The sequence below is a fragment of the Bacillus sp. M13(2017) genome, from assembly GCF_002218325.1.
GTDB lineage: Bacteria > Bacillota > Bacilli > Bacillales > Bacillaceae_G > Bacillus_A > Bacillus_A thuringiensis_K.
In genome coordinates, this window is record NZ_KZ268503.1 from 46,202 (window position 1) to 60,456 (window position 14,255).

Sequence of the window (14,255 nt, forward strand, 5' to 3'; positions counted from 1 at the left end):
CGAAAAGGAATTACAGGTGATCACAGTAAAGTGCTTGGCGCTCCTTAACATCATTCATAGCTTTTTCAATTTGTTGATTATGAAGAATTTCATCTTTGGAAATTGTATTTCTTTGAATCGTAATACTTAAAAACAATACGCTAATAGTCATTGAATGTTGCTCCTTTCTTAGAAAAATAATGTAAGAGACTAAAAAAATCGCGCAAAAAAACCACAGGAAGATACAGTTCTCCTATGGCTGGGCGTGAAAAAGCCACAGGAAAGTATACGACCTCCTGTGGCGAATTTATGAATTAAATGAAATAAAGTACGATTTTCAATTCTCCATTAGGGTGGTCGAATTCATATTTAATTGTCCAGAAAACACAGGTGCAGTTAACGCTAAAGTTAATGCATGTAATTGTAATTTCATCATTTCCTTCGACCTCCTTTTAGAATTTTTTTCTTACGTTAGTAAGTATATACAATTAATGGATAATTGTAAACATAAAAATGAAAATTTTTAATTTTGATTAAAATGCGTATATTTAAAAAGGGATTTGAAAGTAAATATTGTAATTAACGAATATCGATAAAAATGGGGGATGCTAAATGAAATATATGCATCATAACATGATCGTTATGCTAACAATTTTTTTATTCATTGCGGCTTGTTCTGACGGAGAAAGAATAAAAGATATATATGATGTTAGGTCAGATGATTTTAAGAAATATACTGGGACATACGTTGGTAATAATTCAGATGTGGTTGCAATTGTTAATCATTTACCCGGTGGTGGAACAGTTCAAAGTATAAGTTTAGGAAAGTTTGGCGGGAAAATAATAATCATGCTATATGAAAACTTCTCATTTGAGAAGTTTTTTTATTTTTATAGGTAAGCAAAACAAGTTGTTGAAGGGCAGGCTGTCATAGAATATGATACATATTATAATGAGGAAAAGTTGAGGGGATAAAAATGCGTACAATTTTACTTTTTCTAAACAACATGTCCATCGATAAAATAGAGAACATTAGACATAAACATGATCCTTTATTTGGATTAATTCTACCGCATATAACAATCGTATTCCCATTTAAGAGTAATATTTCAAATGATGAATTAAAATCTCATATTTTTAATGTATCAATAGGGGGAGGCAAAATTGAAATTGAGTTTGCAAATCGTATCACTAGTGTAGGAAACTATTTGTTTTTAGAAGTTGATGGAGGAAGAAAACAAATAGAAGAACTACATGATAGGCTGTATACAGGACCTTTATTACAATTTTTGAAAGAAGACATTCCGTACATCCCGCATGTAACAGTCGGAAGAAAAGAAAGTGCCGAATTAGCTGCTGAAGTAGTGAAGGAGATTCCTAGTTTTCATGGGGAGTTAAATTGTGTGATTGATAGAATAAGCGTGGAGCGGATTGGAGAGAACGGGGAATCAATTATTGAATTTGAAGTGCCATTTCTAAAAAGCTGACAAAAGTCAGCTTTTTATTTCGTAGCATGAAGTAATGCACCAATTGCACCGCTATTACCACCATCTTGTAAAAAGATTGGTGTTTTATTTTGATATTCGGTGTAGCTACTAATAATATGTTGAAGTTGTACGTTATTACATAAAGTCGAACCAATATAAATAATATGTTCAATGTTTTTTGTTTCAGCGAATTGAAGGCTTAATGCAGTAACGACTTCACCGACAAGTCCTTGCACAGTAGCTAGTATATCGGAGCTACTATTATTTGATTCTGTAATGGCTGCTTTTCCGAAGTTGCTAGCAGTTAAGTTATTATCGATAGGGGAAAGAATACCACCATAAATATCTCCAACCGTAATATCTAGTTCTTTTCTAGATCCTACTTTTGTTAGAGGTATTATATCTTCAAAATGATCTATATTTGTTAACAATTTTGAAAGTCCCATAATAGTCCCACCGCCAACTCCGGTTCCACCAGCGCGAATATATTGTTCATTATAAACATAATGGATAGAAGTACCTGTACCGATATTGGTTAAAATAAAATTGTTTATAGTGTGTTTTTCTTCTTTTAATATGTATTGGACACCTGCAAGAGTAGATTCAAATTCGTTTAGCTCTATTATTTTATATGAACCTGTAAGCAGTTGCTGTAATAATTTCGATTTACCACCCGTAATACATATTTGTTTTATGCCATTGTTGTTTTTAATCCAATCTATTATTTTATGTTGTTCATGAGAATAAAATTTTTTAAAAGTTAATAGCTTTTTTTCGTTAAAATAAGCTATTTTCGTTAATGTGCCTCCAGCATCGATACCGATAGTATGTTCCATTTTCCTGCTCCTAACTACGTAATATGTTTTCCTATTTACTTAATTGGTTGAGAATAGATATTTCCAACTGATATAAGGAACACTTTAATCTGCTTGATATATTAATAGTTTTTCTATAGTTACAATAGGCTGGTCGTTGACAGTTGCAATACCTTTACCAAGAACAAAACCTCGGCGATTGCGCGTTAGCTCATAATGTAAATCAAGTTTATCACCGGGATATGCTTTTCCGTGGAATTCAACTCCATCTAAAGAGGAGAGGAATCCTAGTCCTTCAGAATCACTGGTATGTACAAATGCACTAAGCTGAGCAAGTGCTTCTACAATTAACATATGAGGCATATGTTTTTGACTATCATTTATAAACCATTCGTTATTTGTAATGAGTTTATATCCTGTAACGAATTCATCTTGTTTTGCATTTGTTACTTTATCAATCATTAAAAATGGATAAAGATGGGGAAGTGTGTCTTTAATATGCATATGAAAGTACCTCCAATTAATAATACCCCTGCTAAAGTTAAGCAGGGGAGTGGGAACTAATTTTTAACTAATTCATTTACTTTTTCAAGGACGAAAATGCCGCTATTTCTAATGTTTTCAACAACTTGTTGCAACACTTCTTTATTTTGAACGAGTGCAATACGTACGAAGCCTTCTCCGTGAGGTCCAAATGCATGACCAGGTGTAACAACGACATTCGCACGATCCATTAATGCATAAGCGAAGTCTAGAGAAGTCCATCCTTGTGGAATTTCAGCCCAGACAAACATACTACCAGCTGGCTTATCGACATTCCAGCCAAATGTTCGGAATCCATCGATTAGTGTATCTCTACGTTCTTGATAAATTTCACGGTTTTTCTCACAAAACGTAGCACCGTTTCTTAGTGCAGCACATGCCGCTTTTTGAATTGGTAAAAATACACCGTAATCGGTATTAGATTTAAATTGAGTAAGTGCACGAACAATTTCTTCGTTTCCAATCATATATCCAATACGGCTACCTGCTAAACTATAACTTTTTGACAAAGAATTGATTTCTACACCAACTTCTTTAGCACCAGGTACAGAGAGGAAGCTAATTGGCTTATTACCATCGAAATAAAATTCAGCATAAGCAAAATCATGGACAACGATAATATTATGCTTTTTCGCGAATGCGATTACTTCTTTAAAGAAATCTTCATGAGCTATTGCTGGAACGGGATTCCCTGGGAAGTTTAAAATCATCATCTTCGCTTGATCGGCAATTTCTTCAGGGATAACTTCTAAGTCTGGTAAGAAATCATTCTCTTTCGTTAAAGGCATGTAGTAAGATGTTGCACCAGCCATTTGAATACCTGTTTCATAAGCTGTATATCCTGGATCAGGAACTAATATAATATCACCTGGATTTGCATAAACCATAGGTAAATGAACGAGCCCGTCTTGTGAACCCATTAATAATAAAACTTCTTTATCCGCATTTAATAAAACGTTATGAGTGTTGTTGTAATATTCAGTTACAGCTTCGTGAAATTCTTGAATACCGGATAATGTATACCCGTAGCTCTCTTTTTCACTCGCTGTATGTACCATTGTTTCTCTTACAAAATCAGCGGGCGGCATATCAGGATTTCCGATGCTCAAATCAATCATGTTATGACCTGCTGCAATTTTTTCTTTTTTATAGGCTCCTAATTCACTAAATATAGAAGATTGGAATGCTTTCATTCTAGTTGCTAACGTGTAAGTCATCAAAACCCCTCCTAAAACAGTGCTTTCATTCTGCATTTTTAATTATTCTGAAAACACATGTTTATATTTTATCATTTTTTTATGAAAATTAAAACGATTGACAAATTTAGAGGAAGGATCAGCCTATTTTGAAAAGTATCGATGTAAATAGCGTAGATGTGTTAATTGAAATGTGTATTATATGATTCATTTTATATAACTTAAGGTATTTTCTAGTTTTTATTAAGCATATTTCTCATGTTTTGAATGAAAAAGAATACGAAAACAAGGGCTATTTTTGTGGACGATTTCTAAAGTGAAATAACGCAGAAAATATTTTCTGCGTCTCCTCTGAAATGTAATCATTTCTTTTTATATGTGCATAATTTTTCGGCTGTCAAAAAGTATACATTTAATGTACCGTCGGCAACTTTTAAAGTTTGGTCCGATGTAAATGAATTACCATAATCAATGTGATATACATTAGAATTTTTTACAAATGAGCCTTTATATAAATCGTCTTTATTCTTTGTTGTTTGCATTTCTACTAAATTTTGCACAATTTTCTCTTTATTTTCTTTTTTGACAACTGTTTCAAATTTATAATATACAGGACATTCACCTTTTTTATTGTCAACGACTTCCCAAGAACCGTATATATCGTTATTGCTGCATCCACTAAGTAGGATAATTAGTATAGGAATTGTAAGTAGAACCTTTTTCATTTTGTGCTCCTTTCTTTTAAATTTGAATAAACGTGCGAATGCGATAGGGATATTATAATAAATAAAGTTTAAATTTTTTTAAAGAATTATTTAATTTCATATAAAAATTTAGGAGAAATTAAATAAGCATGAATCTAGTGTAAAGTCAGATTCATGCTAGTACTATAGCCTATGTTATGTCTTTTTTGAGGATAAATAAAGAGGAAAGCAGAATTACTATTCCATTTAATATATATACGCTTGCGATCATAAAGGCTAACGTACCTGCGCCAAATCCTGCTTTATCGAATATAGAAGCAAATGTTGCGATAGTCAAAAAGATAATGGGAGTCAGTAGTAAAAATATGAAACCTGCCACGATTCTTTTTTTTAAACTATGTCCAGATAAGGAAATGGCTAAAAAGTTTAGGATGCTAAACAGAACAATTGCAAAGAGCAGGATAATAAATACTTCGATGCCATCAGACATTTTACCACTCCTTTTATAAAGAGTACTTTTTATAATCTATTCGAAATAAAAGGGGGATACTCCTTTAGGTAATTTCAATAAACGTAATAAATAGGCGTATTATAAAACAAAGAAGTATGGATTCAATATTAGATCCATACTTCTTTGTTTATTTTATAAATTCGCAGATTGCGAATGCTGTTTTTCATAATGTTTCTGCTTAGAAAGGGAAATAGAAATAATCAATAATGAAACGACTCCGAAGATGAGAACCATATATTGTAACCCAATTGTATCTAAGAAGAAGCCTGTGCCAAGTAAGACGATTTGGAACATAACCCTCTCAAACATATTACGGAATGAGAAGAGGCGACCGTGATAACTTTTTTCCACTTTCGTTTGGAAAATCGTCGACATAATAGGGAAGAAGCAGCCAACACTAAACCCAAATAAACCAAATGATGTAAGAGCCATCCATTTTATATCGCTAAAGAACAATGACAGATGTGCAAAAGCAGTACAAACTGCGAAGAAATATAGTAATTTTTCAGGTTTGAAATGATCAGATAGACGTTTAATTACGAAGGCACCTAACATAAATGCGACACCTTCAATTGTATATATGAACCCTTTAATCGTAGGATCATGTTGCATTTCGCTAATGTTAATAACCATTAAATTAAACCCAGCTATAAATAATAGAGGGATGATACTTAATATAAGTGCTGTAAAAGCAATAGGAATTCCTTTTAAAATACGAAATACTTCCATAAAGCTATTATCTTTTGCAGCTTGTTTACTTGGTGTTGTTGATTTCTTGTCTTCGAATTGTAGGAAGAAAGTCGAGAGGAATAATAAGGCGTATGCTGCCATTGAGAAGGCATACATGTACTGTAAACTCATCACAACTAAAAGAATTCCACCTAGTGAAGTACCTGCAATACGAGCAATTGTACCAACATTCATATGTACACCGTTCATTTGTAATAACTCATGCTCACGTACGATGAGTGGGATTACAGATTGTAATGCAGGGAAATAAAATGCTGCTGAAATTTGAAGAGCAACCATAAATGCAATCATAAATGCGATACTTTCAAATTGAATAGCAAAAAACATGAAAATAACACTTAAAACTCGACCAAATCCAGCGTAAAGAAGAACTTTTTTCTTTTCATACTGATCGATGACACGGCCAGCCATAGGTCCAACTAGAACACCGGCTAATAGTCCGATAAATAATATAACTGATTTCATGAAATCAGAAGGGACATATTTTTGCATAAATTCAAGGTTGCCAAGAATACCAAGCCATAATCCTAGACCTGCAATAAACTCCCCAATTAGAACAATCCAAACGTTTTTATTACGCCACATAACATAAAACCTCTCCGTCTTTTAAAATGAAAAACTCGTATATAAAACCTCCTTATTTATGTATTATTTTCATACGAACTTTTTTAGAGTCAGAGTCTATATTACGTGTTTCATAATTGGATTTCAATCTTTTTGATTTGTCAAAAGTTTGATGTGTTAATTGATGAAATAAGTGAATCAAAACGTAAAAAATTTATGATTAAAGCTAATAGAAAGTAAAGGTACATATAAAAAAGCAAGAACGTATAACTACGCCTCGCTTTTCTCAAGTACAAAATTAAATATTAGATTCACTTAGCAACATTTACGCTCTTGTCCAATAGCTAAAACGCTAAAAGATAGTGGGCCAACAACTTCTGCGCTTGCACCACTAGTAAGGTTTTCTACAGTTAATGAATATTCGTGTGTTCCACTGCCAACGTTTTGATCTATAGCTTGAAATGTTTGTACGTACAATTGCTTTATTTGGAGAAAATGGGACTGCAAAAGTTGTTTCATCAGTTTTACTTACAGGATGAGTAGTTTGGACAAATACTAGAATATTTTAATAAAGTCGAAAACAAGTGTTGGAAAGAAGCAATTCACATAAAAGCATCAAGAATATATCCCAACTAAATGATATTTTTCTTAATGCTTTTTGTAATTAAGCAGAATATTCTTCTTTACGTACTTCAAAAAATTCATTACGTCGTAAGTAATTATAAATTTTCTCTGAAACCTCTTCTTCTTCAGACACTAAGAAACGATGATCAAAAGCGTAGAAAGATTGACCTTTAATTAATTTTACGTAATACATATTAAACGCCTCCTGACACTAGATTATTACTTGCTTCATATTATGATGGCCTATATGTCTGCTAAAAATACTTGGAGTTTCAAAGGGGATAAGTAAAGGGATAAAAGAGCTTACAATTCTGTAAGGTTTATGTCACCTTTTTCGATAGTTTGTATTTACCAATTTCTTCTATAATGCAAATAGGTTACATAAAATAAGGGGGTAAAAAGATGGATGAAATAATTGGAGAAGTTGTAGCTGGTATTTGTGAATTTGTAGTGGAAGTAACAGCAGATGCTATAGGAAGTTTAGTTTCCGGAAATGATGAGGAAAAAGAAACATTATAATAATTTGTAAAAGAATAAAGTTAATCAAATTATAAAGGCTGATTTCTAAAGGGAATTCAGCTTTTTTATTTTTTACATTATATTAACTTAATTTGAATATTCATTTGTTATCATATTTAAGAAGCCTATATAAGGAGGTGAATAAACAAATATGTCGAATTCAGGGCCTGATTTATCTGTTTCTCGTTTGATTGTGGTAAATATAGAGGAAAAAGAATATCATTTTATTGTTCGTGAACATCCGATTGTAGGGAAATTTATTTCGCTATTTGAAAATGGAAAAGAATACGGTTTAATAGATAAACAAATCGCTAATAAAGATAAATTTATTACATCGGAGCTTACTAAGTTAGATTATTTTAATATAGATGTTTTATATCTTACACCTGGGTGGATATGGATTGGTATGGATCAATTCGGTTTACATGCTCGTGAGGCTACTTATAACGAAGTAGATGTTATTATGAAGTTGAAAGAGGATTTATATTATATAGATATATACGAAGAAATAAAAATGTAGTAAATATTTAGTCAGGTTAGGGGGCAAGTTCCCGTAGCCTTTTTTTGTTTAATGGAAGAACGTGTAATCATATTATTTTGATTATAAGGGAACATGATGAGAAGTGAGATGAAAAGAGGATTTGAAAATACATGAAGAGAATTGTAATAATTATATGAGTCGTATATGTAAATAACAATAGAAAGAAGATGATAATATGAGTAAAGAAGAGCTTGTGAAAAAACAGTTTGGCAGTAATGCAGATAAATATGTAAATAGTAAAATACATGCTAAAGGACTGGATTTACAATATGTAGTTCAACAAGTTGAGTCTCGTCATAATAATCGTCTTCTTGATGTTGCTACTGGTGGCGGGCATGTGGCAAATATGTTAGCACCTATGTTTGAAGAAGTAGTTGCACTTGATTTAACAGAACAGATGTTAGAAAAAGCAAAAGTTTTTATAAAGCAGAATGGTCATGAAAATGTATCATTTGTAGCAGGAAATGCAGAGAATTTACCATTTTCAGACCATTTTTTTGATACAATTACATGCCGGATTGCAGCCCATCATTTTACGAGTCCGGCTCAATTTATTTATGAAGTAAATCGTACGTTGGAGGATAATGGATTATTCATCTTAATAGATAATGTTTCGCCAGAAAATAATGAATATGATACATTTTATAATTTTATAGAAAAAAAGCGTGACCCAAGTCATGAACGAGCTCTAAAAAAGACAGAATGGCTTACTTTATTAGAAAAAAACGGTTTGCAAATGCAGTCATGTCTGACTTTTGATAAGAAGTTTGATTTTGACTGGTGGTGTAATATGATGGATGTCCCTGTACAAAAGCGTGAAAAGTTAACAGAATGTATGATGAAAGCACCAAACGAAATGAAGGGATATTTTAATATTCAATTTAAAAATAATAAAGTAGAATCGTTCTATACTGAAATGGCTATGTTTATATGTAAAAAAAGTACAACGTTAAAAAGATAAATGTGTTGCAGTCTTTCTGAAGTACGATATACTTAGTACAGAGAAACTGAGAATTGAGGAATAGTTATAATGATTCGTGTACGCATTGAAGGTACTGAGGAAGAAATGCTTGAATTTATGGGGAAAATGCCAGACATTCCTGGATTTGAAAAGACACATATGAGAGAGCCGAGAAAAGGAAATAACCCGAAATACGATTCAAGTAAAAATGTACTTGCATATTTGTCTTATAAAAAGATTGAAGTCGCCAATAAATAGGCGGCTTTTTTAGTTTGCGCTGTTTCACCGCCTTGTCTTTTTCACATAATAATAATAGTAGAGTATGCTCAAGAGGGGTGAGAATAGTTAATAAGAAAATTATCTTTTTTGGAGACTTTGGTATTGATGACGCCGTAGCGTTAATTTATGCAAATAAAACATGTAAATTAGATATTCTAGGTATTGTTGCTGAGTACGGGAATGTATCACGAGATATCGTTACGGAAAATGTTTATTTTTTGGAAAGGTACTATGCTACACAAGTGAAAATTATTGAAGGTGCGAGTAGACCGATGACAGCTGAAGAGCCTTTGTTTTTCCCTGAAATCCACGGGGACCACGGTTTAGGTCCTATTATTCCACCTGAGATGAGAATTTGTAAACGAGAAAATTTTTGTGAATTAATCAAATTAATCGAACCTTGTCCAGAAGATATTATAATTGTGGCGACAGGGAGACTAACGACGCTTGCTACGTTATTTTTATTGTATCCAAATATAATGGATCGTATTTGTTCGTATTATATAATGGGCGGCGCTTTCCTATTTCCAGGTAATGTTACACCAGTATCTGAAGCGAATTTTTATGGTGATCCAATTGCAGCAAATATTGTTATGAAATATGCGAAAAACGCTAGCATATACCCGTTAAATGTAACACAGGGCGCGCTTATTACACCTGAAATGGCCAATATAATAGATAAACAAGGAACTGGACAGGCGAAACTCATTAAACCAATGATTGATTTTTATTATGAGAATTTCTATAAAAAAGAATATCCGGGTATTGGTGGAAGTCCTATACACGATTTACTACCGTTTATCTCGTTTATAAATGACAGTATTTTCGAATATAAAAAATCGGCAGTGTGGATTAGTACGACAAATGATGTGACTAGGGGCCAAAGTGTAGCAGACTTTAGAAAAATAGCTGAGCCAACAAGGTTTGATGATCGGCCGATTCAAAGAATTGCTGTTGGTTTTAACTATGCAGCTTTTAAAGAAGAGTTTATGCGAACAATATTGAAGCCAGATTGTCCTTAATGTGTGTAATAATAAGTCGGATAAATCGTTAGTTCAAAAAAAGGTTTAATCTGTGTGTATTATTCTCAAAAATCTTAAAGTTGAACAACATGAATAACTTATGAAAAATGTCACATAACTAATGGTAAGCAATTGTTTCTAATTATATTTTGATTGGTGAAATGTAAAGGAGGTTATTATATGATTTGGTCTTTAATCGTCGGTGGTATATTAGGATGGCTTGCGAGCTTAATTACTGGAAAGGACGTACCTGGTGGTGTAATAGGTAATATTATTGCTGGTATTATCGGTTCTTGGGTTGGTTCGAAATTACTTGGTAGTTTTGGTCCAGTCATTGGCGGATATGCAATTATTCCAGCTTTAATCGGTGCGATTATTTTAATTTTTATCGTAAGCTTCTTATTACGAGCAATGCGAAAATGAATGTAAGGACTGTTTACATTTGTAAGCAGTCCTTTTTATATGTTATGCTAGTATTATACAATCAGGAGGTGTCAGCATTGAAAACATTTACAGTAAATTTCCATCAAGAAGATAATGCTAAAGCGACAACAGTACATAAATTAAGTGAAGAGGACTTTAACAAAGCAACAGAAAAAGGCACTCGTCATCTATTTGATTTAGATACAAACGTTGGATTCTTCGTATTCTTTGACGCAGAAGATGCAGAAGGAAACGATCAATACTTAATGTTACAGTACGAAGGTGATCATGAAGAGCCAACTGCGTGCTACGGATTTGATTTAAAACTATACTATCAATTTTTAGCACTGTACTTAAACGATCTTGAGTTCCAAGGTGAAACAGATGAGGAAGAGGAAGAATACGGTCCAATTCATCATTTAGCGCATTTACTTTATCATATTGTTGAAGATGGTAAAACGGTGGAAGTGTAATATACATATTTGAAGCTGCCCTTTTTGGGCAGCTTTTTTATATGACATTGGAATGGTGTACTGTGAGCTAAATAAGTGAAACTTTAATCAGTGGGGGTTTTGTTCATCCCCACTGATTATCAGCCCTCACCAATCGGGCTTTTACGGACAACAGGGCCCCCACCTAACTTCTTTGTTTCCGCTGAATTTTGAGGTGGGGATCTTACTGCCCGGCAAATAGCGGGATAAATTAATAATAGAAATGTATTTATTACTTTCATGTTAGCATCGTAAAACACTTGTTATAATGATTGTAATTAAATTCATGGAGGCTAATTCTATGCTTGTAGATGTAAAAGCTTTTATTAAAGCTGCAGGTTTAACATGTATTTCATCATTAAGTGGAGACAATACGTTTGCTTATAATTTTGAAACTGTAAAAAACACTATCGTTATATTTTTTAAGAAGCTAAGATTTACCGTTTAATTTCATTTCAACCAGTAGGAAAAGAATAATTATTTCCTACTGGTTTTTTTCTGTTTCAAGGAGCTGTTGTAACAGCATGTTTTAAGTATATAGATAGAGGATATTATCATTGAGAAGAGAAGGTTTAAATAAGGAGATGAATACGATGATTAACAATATAAATCCAAGTTTTTTAAATTATGGGAAAGTGACGATTTAGAATTAGAAGTCCTTAATCGATATTATACTTCGCATCCGGTTGGTTATCGAAATGAATAAAATACAATAGGGGGTAAAAGTGATGAAGGTATATTGGAAAATAGGTATGATATTCCTCACTTTTACATGCACATTTGCATTAGCAGCATGTAAAGGGACAGACGAAAGAAAGGAAACAAATCTAACCTCGGAAAATAATAAAAATGAACAAAGCAATTCTTCAGAAGAACAGAAAAATCCTGAAGCAAAACCAAGTAATGAAAAAACAACAAACCCATCACCTGAGTCAGATTCGGAAAATAGAACACTTAATCAAAAATCAATTAACCACGTTAAAGATTTGTTTGAACTCGCAAAAGAAGGAAAAGTACCTAATGTACCATTTGGAGCCAATACAGGGGATATTGAAGAAATTGAAAAAGCGTGGGGGAAAGCAAATAAAACCGAACAAGCAGGGAACGGAATGTACGCAACTTTTACAAATAAAAATGTTGTTTTCGGATTTAATAAAGGATCACAAGTTTTTGATGTACGCTCATATCATGCAGAACTAAAATCGATTACATTACAAGAAATTGTAAAAGCATTAGGAAAACCATCTTCAGTTAAAGAGAATGGTGAAGACAAAATATATGTATACAAAGTAAATAACCAGTATGAATTGAAATTTGTCATTCCAAAATCGACTGGTAAGGTAGATCATATTTCCGTATTTTCACCAGAGGATAGTATTAATAAAATGGCAGGATAAGAAATTAAGTGATTTCAAAAACACCTCACTTTCTTTAAGTGAGGTGTTTTTAGTTGTAAATAAGGAACGTCTCCTGTCATATGCGAAATACTTTTAGCATTCATCCAATAAGAAATGTTGATCTACTGAAAAAGTAGTAACCTATAAATTATGTGTAGGATGGTTCACGATTTTTTTACGTTCCAAATTTTGAACAAATAGCGCTTGAACAATACCTCCAATTAATAAGAAACTAGCACAAATATAAAACAGCATACTTCCATTTAACTTACTTAATAAAACTGCACCAATAACTGGTCCACACGTTCGAGATATATCCCAGTGTATACCGTAAATTGAAAAATATAAACCACGTTTATCATGAGGTGCAATTTCTGAAACGAATCGTAATAAATGGTTTAGAGCAATACTTTCTCCAATGACTAAAAAGAGTAAGGTGAAGAACAACGACAATATCGTCGTTGAATAACTAAAGCCAACTGCAGCTATTGTATAGCAGGCGTAAGAAATAAGGATGATTTTCGCCATAGAAAATCGTTCAGACCATTTTACGAGGAAGATTTGTAGAATGATTTCCAAAATGGCTTTGCATATTGAAATAAATGCGAGTATGAATACGAGATTAGTAAATACATGTTCTGCAAAAATACGATAATTCGTCTCAGTTTGGGCATAAAAAAAGCTAATAGGAAGTGTAGAAACCATAAGACCGAATATGGCATAATGTTTAAAAACAAATTGTTTTGGTGAACTTGCCTCAACTGTTTGTTTCGACTTACTTATAGGTGGAACGGTTTCTGGGAGCTGGGTCCAAACAACAACGGCATATATCGTAAGGGTTACACTTTGCACGATAAATAAATATTCTGGGTGAGTATTATAAAAAATTGCACCGATTAAAGGACCGACTACGGATCCAATTGCTCCCATCGTTTGTAGGAGAGCAAAAATCTCTGCTTGCTGCTCTTGTTTTGTTAAATCAGCAATTTGTGCACGCTGAGCTGGAATGTATAAGGAACGGCCAATACCATTAATGACATATAACAGTGCAAATATAAAAACGGATTGAGCGAAAACAAAACTACCGATTGCAACACCTTGTAGTAATAATCCGAGTAACATAATCTTTTTTCGACCATATTTATCAGTAATTCCTCCAGCAATAAGTGTAAATAAAATGTCTGAAAGTGGCTGTAAGCCGAAAATCAGCATAGTTATTATTACATTGCCGTTTAACATTTTATTGACGTAAATAATCATAATGAGAGCTAACATAGATTCAGTCGTTCGGGTTAATAATTCACCGCACAGTCTAATAAAAATAGGTTTATTGTAACGAAGTAAGAGATAATTCAATATTAATTCCTCCTTTCTATATTGAAATGATAAGATGAAAGGAGAGTTGGAAAAAGGGTAGAAAGAATAGGGAGTATTTTTCACCTTTTAGGG

At 32.8% G+C, this 14,255-nt stretch carries 18 protein-coding genes and 2 pseudogenes; 10 read left to right on the forward strand and 10 right to left on the reverse strand.

From position 1 onward, the window contains the following. Positions 1-10: 10 nt before the first annotated feature. A complete protein-coding gene (locus tag CGQ22_RS11930; protein WP_000156196.1) occupies positions 11-151 on the reverse strand; it encodes a YrzI family small protein in 141 nt (46 codons plus the stop codon). 440 nt (positions 152-591) lie between these two features. On the opposite strand from CGQ22_RS11930, the pseudogene CGQ22_RS11940 reads away from it, so the two are divergent. Beyond that, positions 592-801: pseudogene (locus CGQ22_RS11940) on the forward strand (DUF4825 domain-containing protein); the annotation flags it as partial. A 155-nt stretch (positions 802-956) separates the two neighbouring features. After that, positions 957-1,466: a 2'-5' RNA ligase family protein gene (locus CGQ22_RS11945; protein ID WP_001259202.1), complete on the forward strand. Its 510-nt coding sequence runs from the start codon at positions 957-959 to the stop codon at positions 1,464-1,466. 14 nt (positions 1,467-1,480) lie between these two features. On the opposite strand, the gene coaW is transcribed toward CGQ22_RS11945, so the two are convergent. The 8 genes and pseudogenes from coaW to CGQ22_RS11985 form a co-directional block, all read right to left on the reverse strand. Next, positions 1,481-2,302 carry a type II pantothenate kinase gene (coaW, locus tag CGQ22_RS11950; RefSeq protein ID WP_089148738.1) on the reverse strand — a complete coding sequence of 274 codons (822 nt, stop codon included), beginning with the start codon at positions 2,300-2,302 and terminating at the stop codon, positions 1,481-1,483. An 84-nt stretch (positions 2,303-2,386) separates the two neighbouring features. Continuing rightward, positions 2,387-2,785 (reverse strand): 3-hydroxyacyl-ACP dehydratase FabZ family protein, encoded by a 399-nt coding sequence (locus tag CGQ22_RS11955; RefSeq protein ID WP_089148739.1) that lies wholly within the window; start codon positions 2,783-2,785, stop codon positions 2,387-2,389. 56 nt (positions 2,786-2,841) lie between these two features. Beyond that, positions 2,842-4,041, reverse strand: coding sequence for an LL-diaminopimelate aminotransferase (locus CGQ22_RS11960; RefSeq protein ID WP_000222707.1), 1,200 nt, complete (start codon positions 4,039-4,041; stop codon positions 2,842-2,844). A gap of 341 nt (positions 4,042-4,382) precedes the next feature. Then, on the reverse strand, positions 4,383-4,745 hold the full coding sequence (locus CGQ22_RS11965) for a hypothetical protein (protein WP_000757018.1): 363 nt from the start codon (positions 4,743-4,745) through the stop codon (positions 4,383-4,385). Positions 4,746-4,914: 169 nt separating this feature from the next. Then, positions 4,915-5,214: a hypothetical protein gene (locus CGQ22_RS31410; RefSeq protein ID WP_001279458.1), complete on the reverse strand. Its 300-nt coding sequence runs from the start codon at positions 5,212-5,214 to the stop codon at positions 4,915-4,917. 153 nt (positions 5,215-5,367) lie between these two features. Then, entirely contained in the window at positions 5,368-6,570 is a 1,203-nt protein-coding gene (locus CGQ22_RS11975; RefSeq protein ID WP_000269261.1) for an MFS transporter, read from the reverse strand. Positions 6,571-6,864: 294 nt separating this feature from the next. Then, positions 6,865-7,032: pseudogene (exsC, locus tag CGQ22_RS11980) on the reverse strand (exosporium protein ExsC); the annotation flags it as partial. A 181-nt stretch (positions 7,033-7,213) separates the two neighbouring features. Next, complete coding sequence (locus tag CGQ22_RS11985; protein WP_000291905.1) at positions 7,214-7,366, reverse strand: YqbF domain-containing protein; 153 nt, start codon at positions 7,364-7,366, stop codon at positions 7,214-7,216. A 477-nt stretch (positions 7,367-7,843) separates the two neighbouring features. Here CGQ22_RS11985 and CGQ22_RS11995 point away from each other — a divergent pair, with 477 nt between their 5' ends. From CGQ22_RS11995 to CGQ22_RS12030, 8 genes are all read left to right on the forward strand, one after another. Further along, complete coding sequence (locus tag CGQ22_RS11995; RefSeq protein ID WP_000071478.1) at positions 7,844-8,212, forward strand: hypothetical protein; 369 nt, start codon at positions 7,844-7,846, stop codon at positions 8,210-8,212. A 196-nt stretch (positions 8,213-8,408) separates the two neighbouring features. Then, entirely contained in the window at positions 8,409-9,194 is a 786-nt protein-coding gene (locus tag CGQ22_RS12000; RefSeq protein WP_000031308.1) for a class I SAM-dependent methyltransferase, read from the forward strand. Positions 9,195-9,263: 69 nt separating this feature from the next. Further along, entirely contained in the window at positions 9,264-9,452 is a 189-nt protein-coding gene (locus CGQ22_RS12005; RefSeq protein ID WP_000621885.1) for a DUF3970 family protein, read from the forward strand. Between the two features lie 77 nt (positions 9,453-9,529). After that, positions 9,530-10,495 carry a nucleoside hydrolase gene (locus CGQ22_RS12010; protein WP_001223681.1) on the forward strand — a complete coding sequence of 322 codons (966 nt, stop codon included), beginning with the start codon at positions 9,530-9,532 and terminating at the stop codon, positions 10,493-10,495. Between the two features lie 180 nt (positions 10,496-10,675). Further along, positions 10,676-10,918, forward strand: coding sequence for a GlsB/YeaQ/YmgE family stress response membrane protein (locus tag CGQ22_RS12015; RefSeq protein WP_000638306.1), 243 nt, complete (start codon positions 10,676-10,678; stop codon positions 10,916-10,918). Positions 10,919-10,995: 77 nt separating this feature from the next. After that, a complete protein-coding gene (locus CGQ22_RS12020; RefSeq protein ID WP_000847589.1) occupies positions 10,996-11,391 on the forward strand; it encodes a hypothetical protein in 396 nt (131 codons plus the stop codon). Positions 11,392-11,710: 319 nt separating this feature from the next. Next, a complete protein-coding gene (locus CGQ22_RS12025; RefSeq protein ID WP_000959549.1) occupies positions 11,711-11,857 on the forward strand; it encodes a hypothetical protein in 147 nt (48 codons plus the stop codon). A 280-nt stretch (positions 11,858-12,137) separates the two neighbouring features. Continuing rightward, positions 12,138-12,806, forward strand: a complete 669-nt coding sequence (locus CGQ22_RS12030; RefSeq protein WP_089148740.1) for a YjgB family protein — start codon at positions 12,138-12,140, stop codon at positions 12,804-12,806. 141 nt (positions 12,807-12,947) lie between these two features. On the opposite strand, the gene CGQ22_RS12035 is transcribed toward CGQ22_RS12030, so the two are convergent. After that, a complete protein-coding gene (locus tag CGQ22_RS12035; protein WP_001108460.1) occupies positions 12,948-14,162 on the reverse strand; it encodes an MDR family MFS transporter in 1,215 nt (404 codons plus the stop codon). Positions 14,163-14,255: the final 93 nt, after the last annotated feature.

Excerpts from the sequence above, each read along its gene's own strand:
- CGQ22_RS11995 (WP_000071478.1), top strand. The coding sequence starts at position 7,844 with ATGTCGAATTCAGGGCCTGATTTATCTGTTTCTCGTTTGATTGTGGTA.
- CGQ22_RS11955 (WP_089148739.1), bottom strand. The coding sequence starts at position 2,785 with ATGCATATTAAAGACACACTTCCCCATCTTTATCCATTTTTAATGATT.
- coaW (WP_089148738.1), bottom strand. The coding sequence starts at position 2,302 with ATGGAACATACTATCGGTATCGATGCTGGAGGCACATTAACGAAAATA.
- CGQ22_RS11930 (WP_000156196.1), bottom strand. The coding sequence starts at position 151 with ATGACTATTAGCGTATTGTTTTTAAGTATTACGATTCAAAGAAATACA.
- CGQ22_RS11985 (WP_000291905.1), bottom strand. The coding sequence starts at position 7,366 with ATGTATTACGTAAAATTAATTAAAGGTCAATCTTTCTACGCTTTTGAT.
- CGQ22_RS31410 (WP_001279458.1), bottom strand. The coding sequence starts at position 5,214 with ATGTCTGATGGCATCGAAGTATTTATTATCCTGCTCTTTGCAATTGTT.
- CGQ22_RS11965 (WP_000757018.1), bottom strand. The coding sequence starts at position 4,745 with ATGAAAAAGGTTCTACTTACAATTCCTATACTAATTATCCTACTTAGT.
- CGQ22_RS12030 (WP_089148740.1), top strand. The coding sequence starts at position 12,138 with ATGAAGGTATATTGGAAAATAGGTATGATATTCCTCACTTTTACATGC.
- CGQ22_RS11975 (WP_000269261.1), bottom strand. The coding sequence starts at position 6,570 with ATGTGGCGTAATAAAAACGTTTGGATTGTTCTAATTGGGGAGTTTATT.
- CGQ22_RS12015 (WP_000638306.1), top strand. The coding sequence starts at position 10,676 with ATGATTTGGTCTTTAATCGTCGGTGGTATATTAGGATGGCTTGCGAGC.
- CGQ22_RS12025 (WP_000959549.1), top strand. The coding sequence starts at position 11,711 with ATGCTTGTAGATGTAAAAGCTTTTATTAAAGCTGCAGGTTTAACATGT.
- CGQ22_RS11945 (WP_001259202.1), top strand. The coding sequence starts at position 957 with ATGCGTACAATTTTACTTTTTCTAAACAACATGTCCATCGATAAAATA.
- CGQ22_RS12005 (WP_000621885.1), top strand. The coding sequence starts at position 9,264 with ATGATTCGTGTACGCATTGAAGGTACTGAGGAAGAAATGCTTGAATTT.
- CGQ22_RS12000 (WP_000031308.1), top strand. The coding sequence starts at position 8,409 with ATGAGTAAAGAAGAGCTTGTGAAAAAACAGTTTGGCAGTAATGCAGAT.
- CGQ22_RS11960 (WP_000222707.1), bottom strand. The coding sequence starts at position 4,041 with ATGACTTACACGTTAGCAACTAGAATGAAAGCATTCCAATCTTCTATA.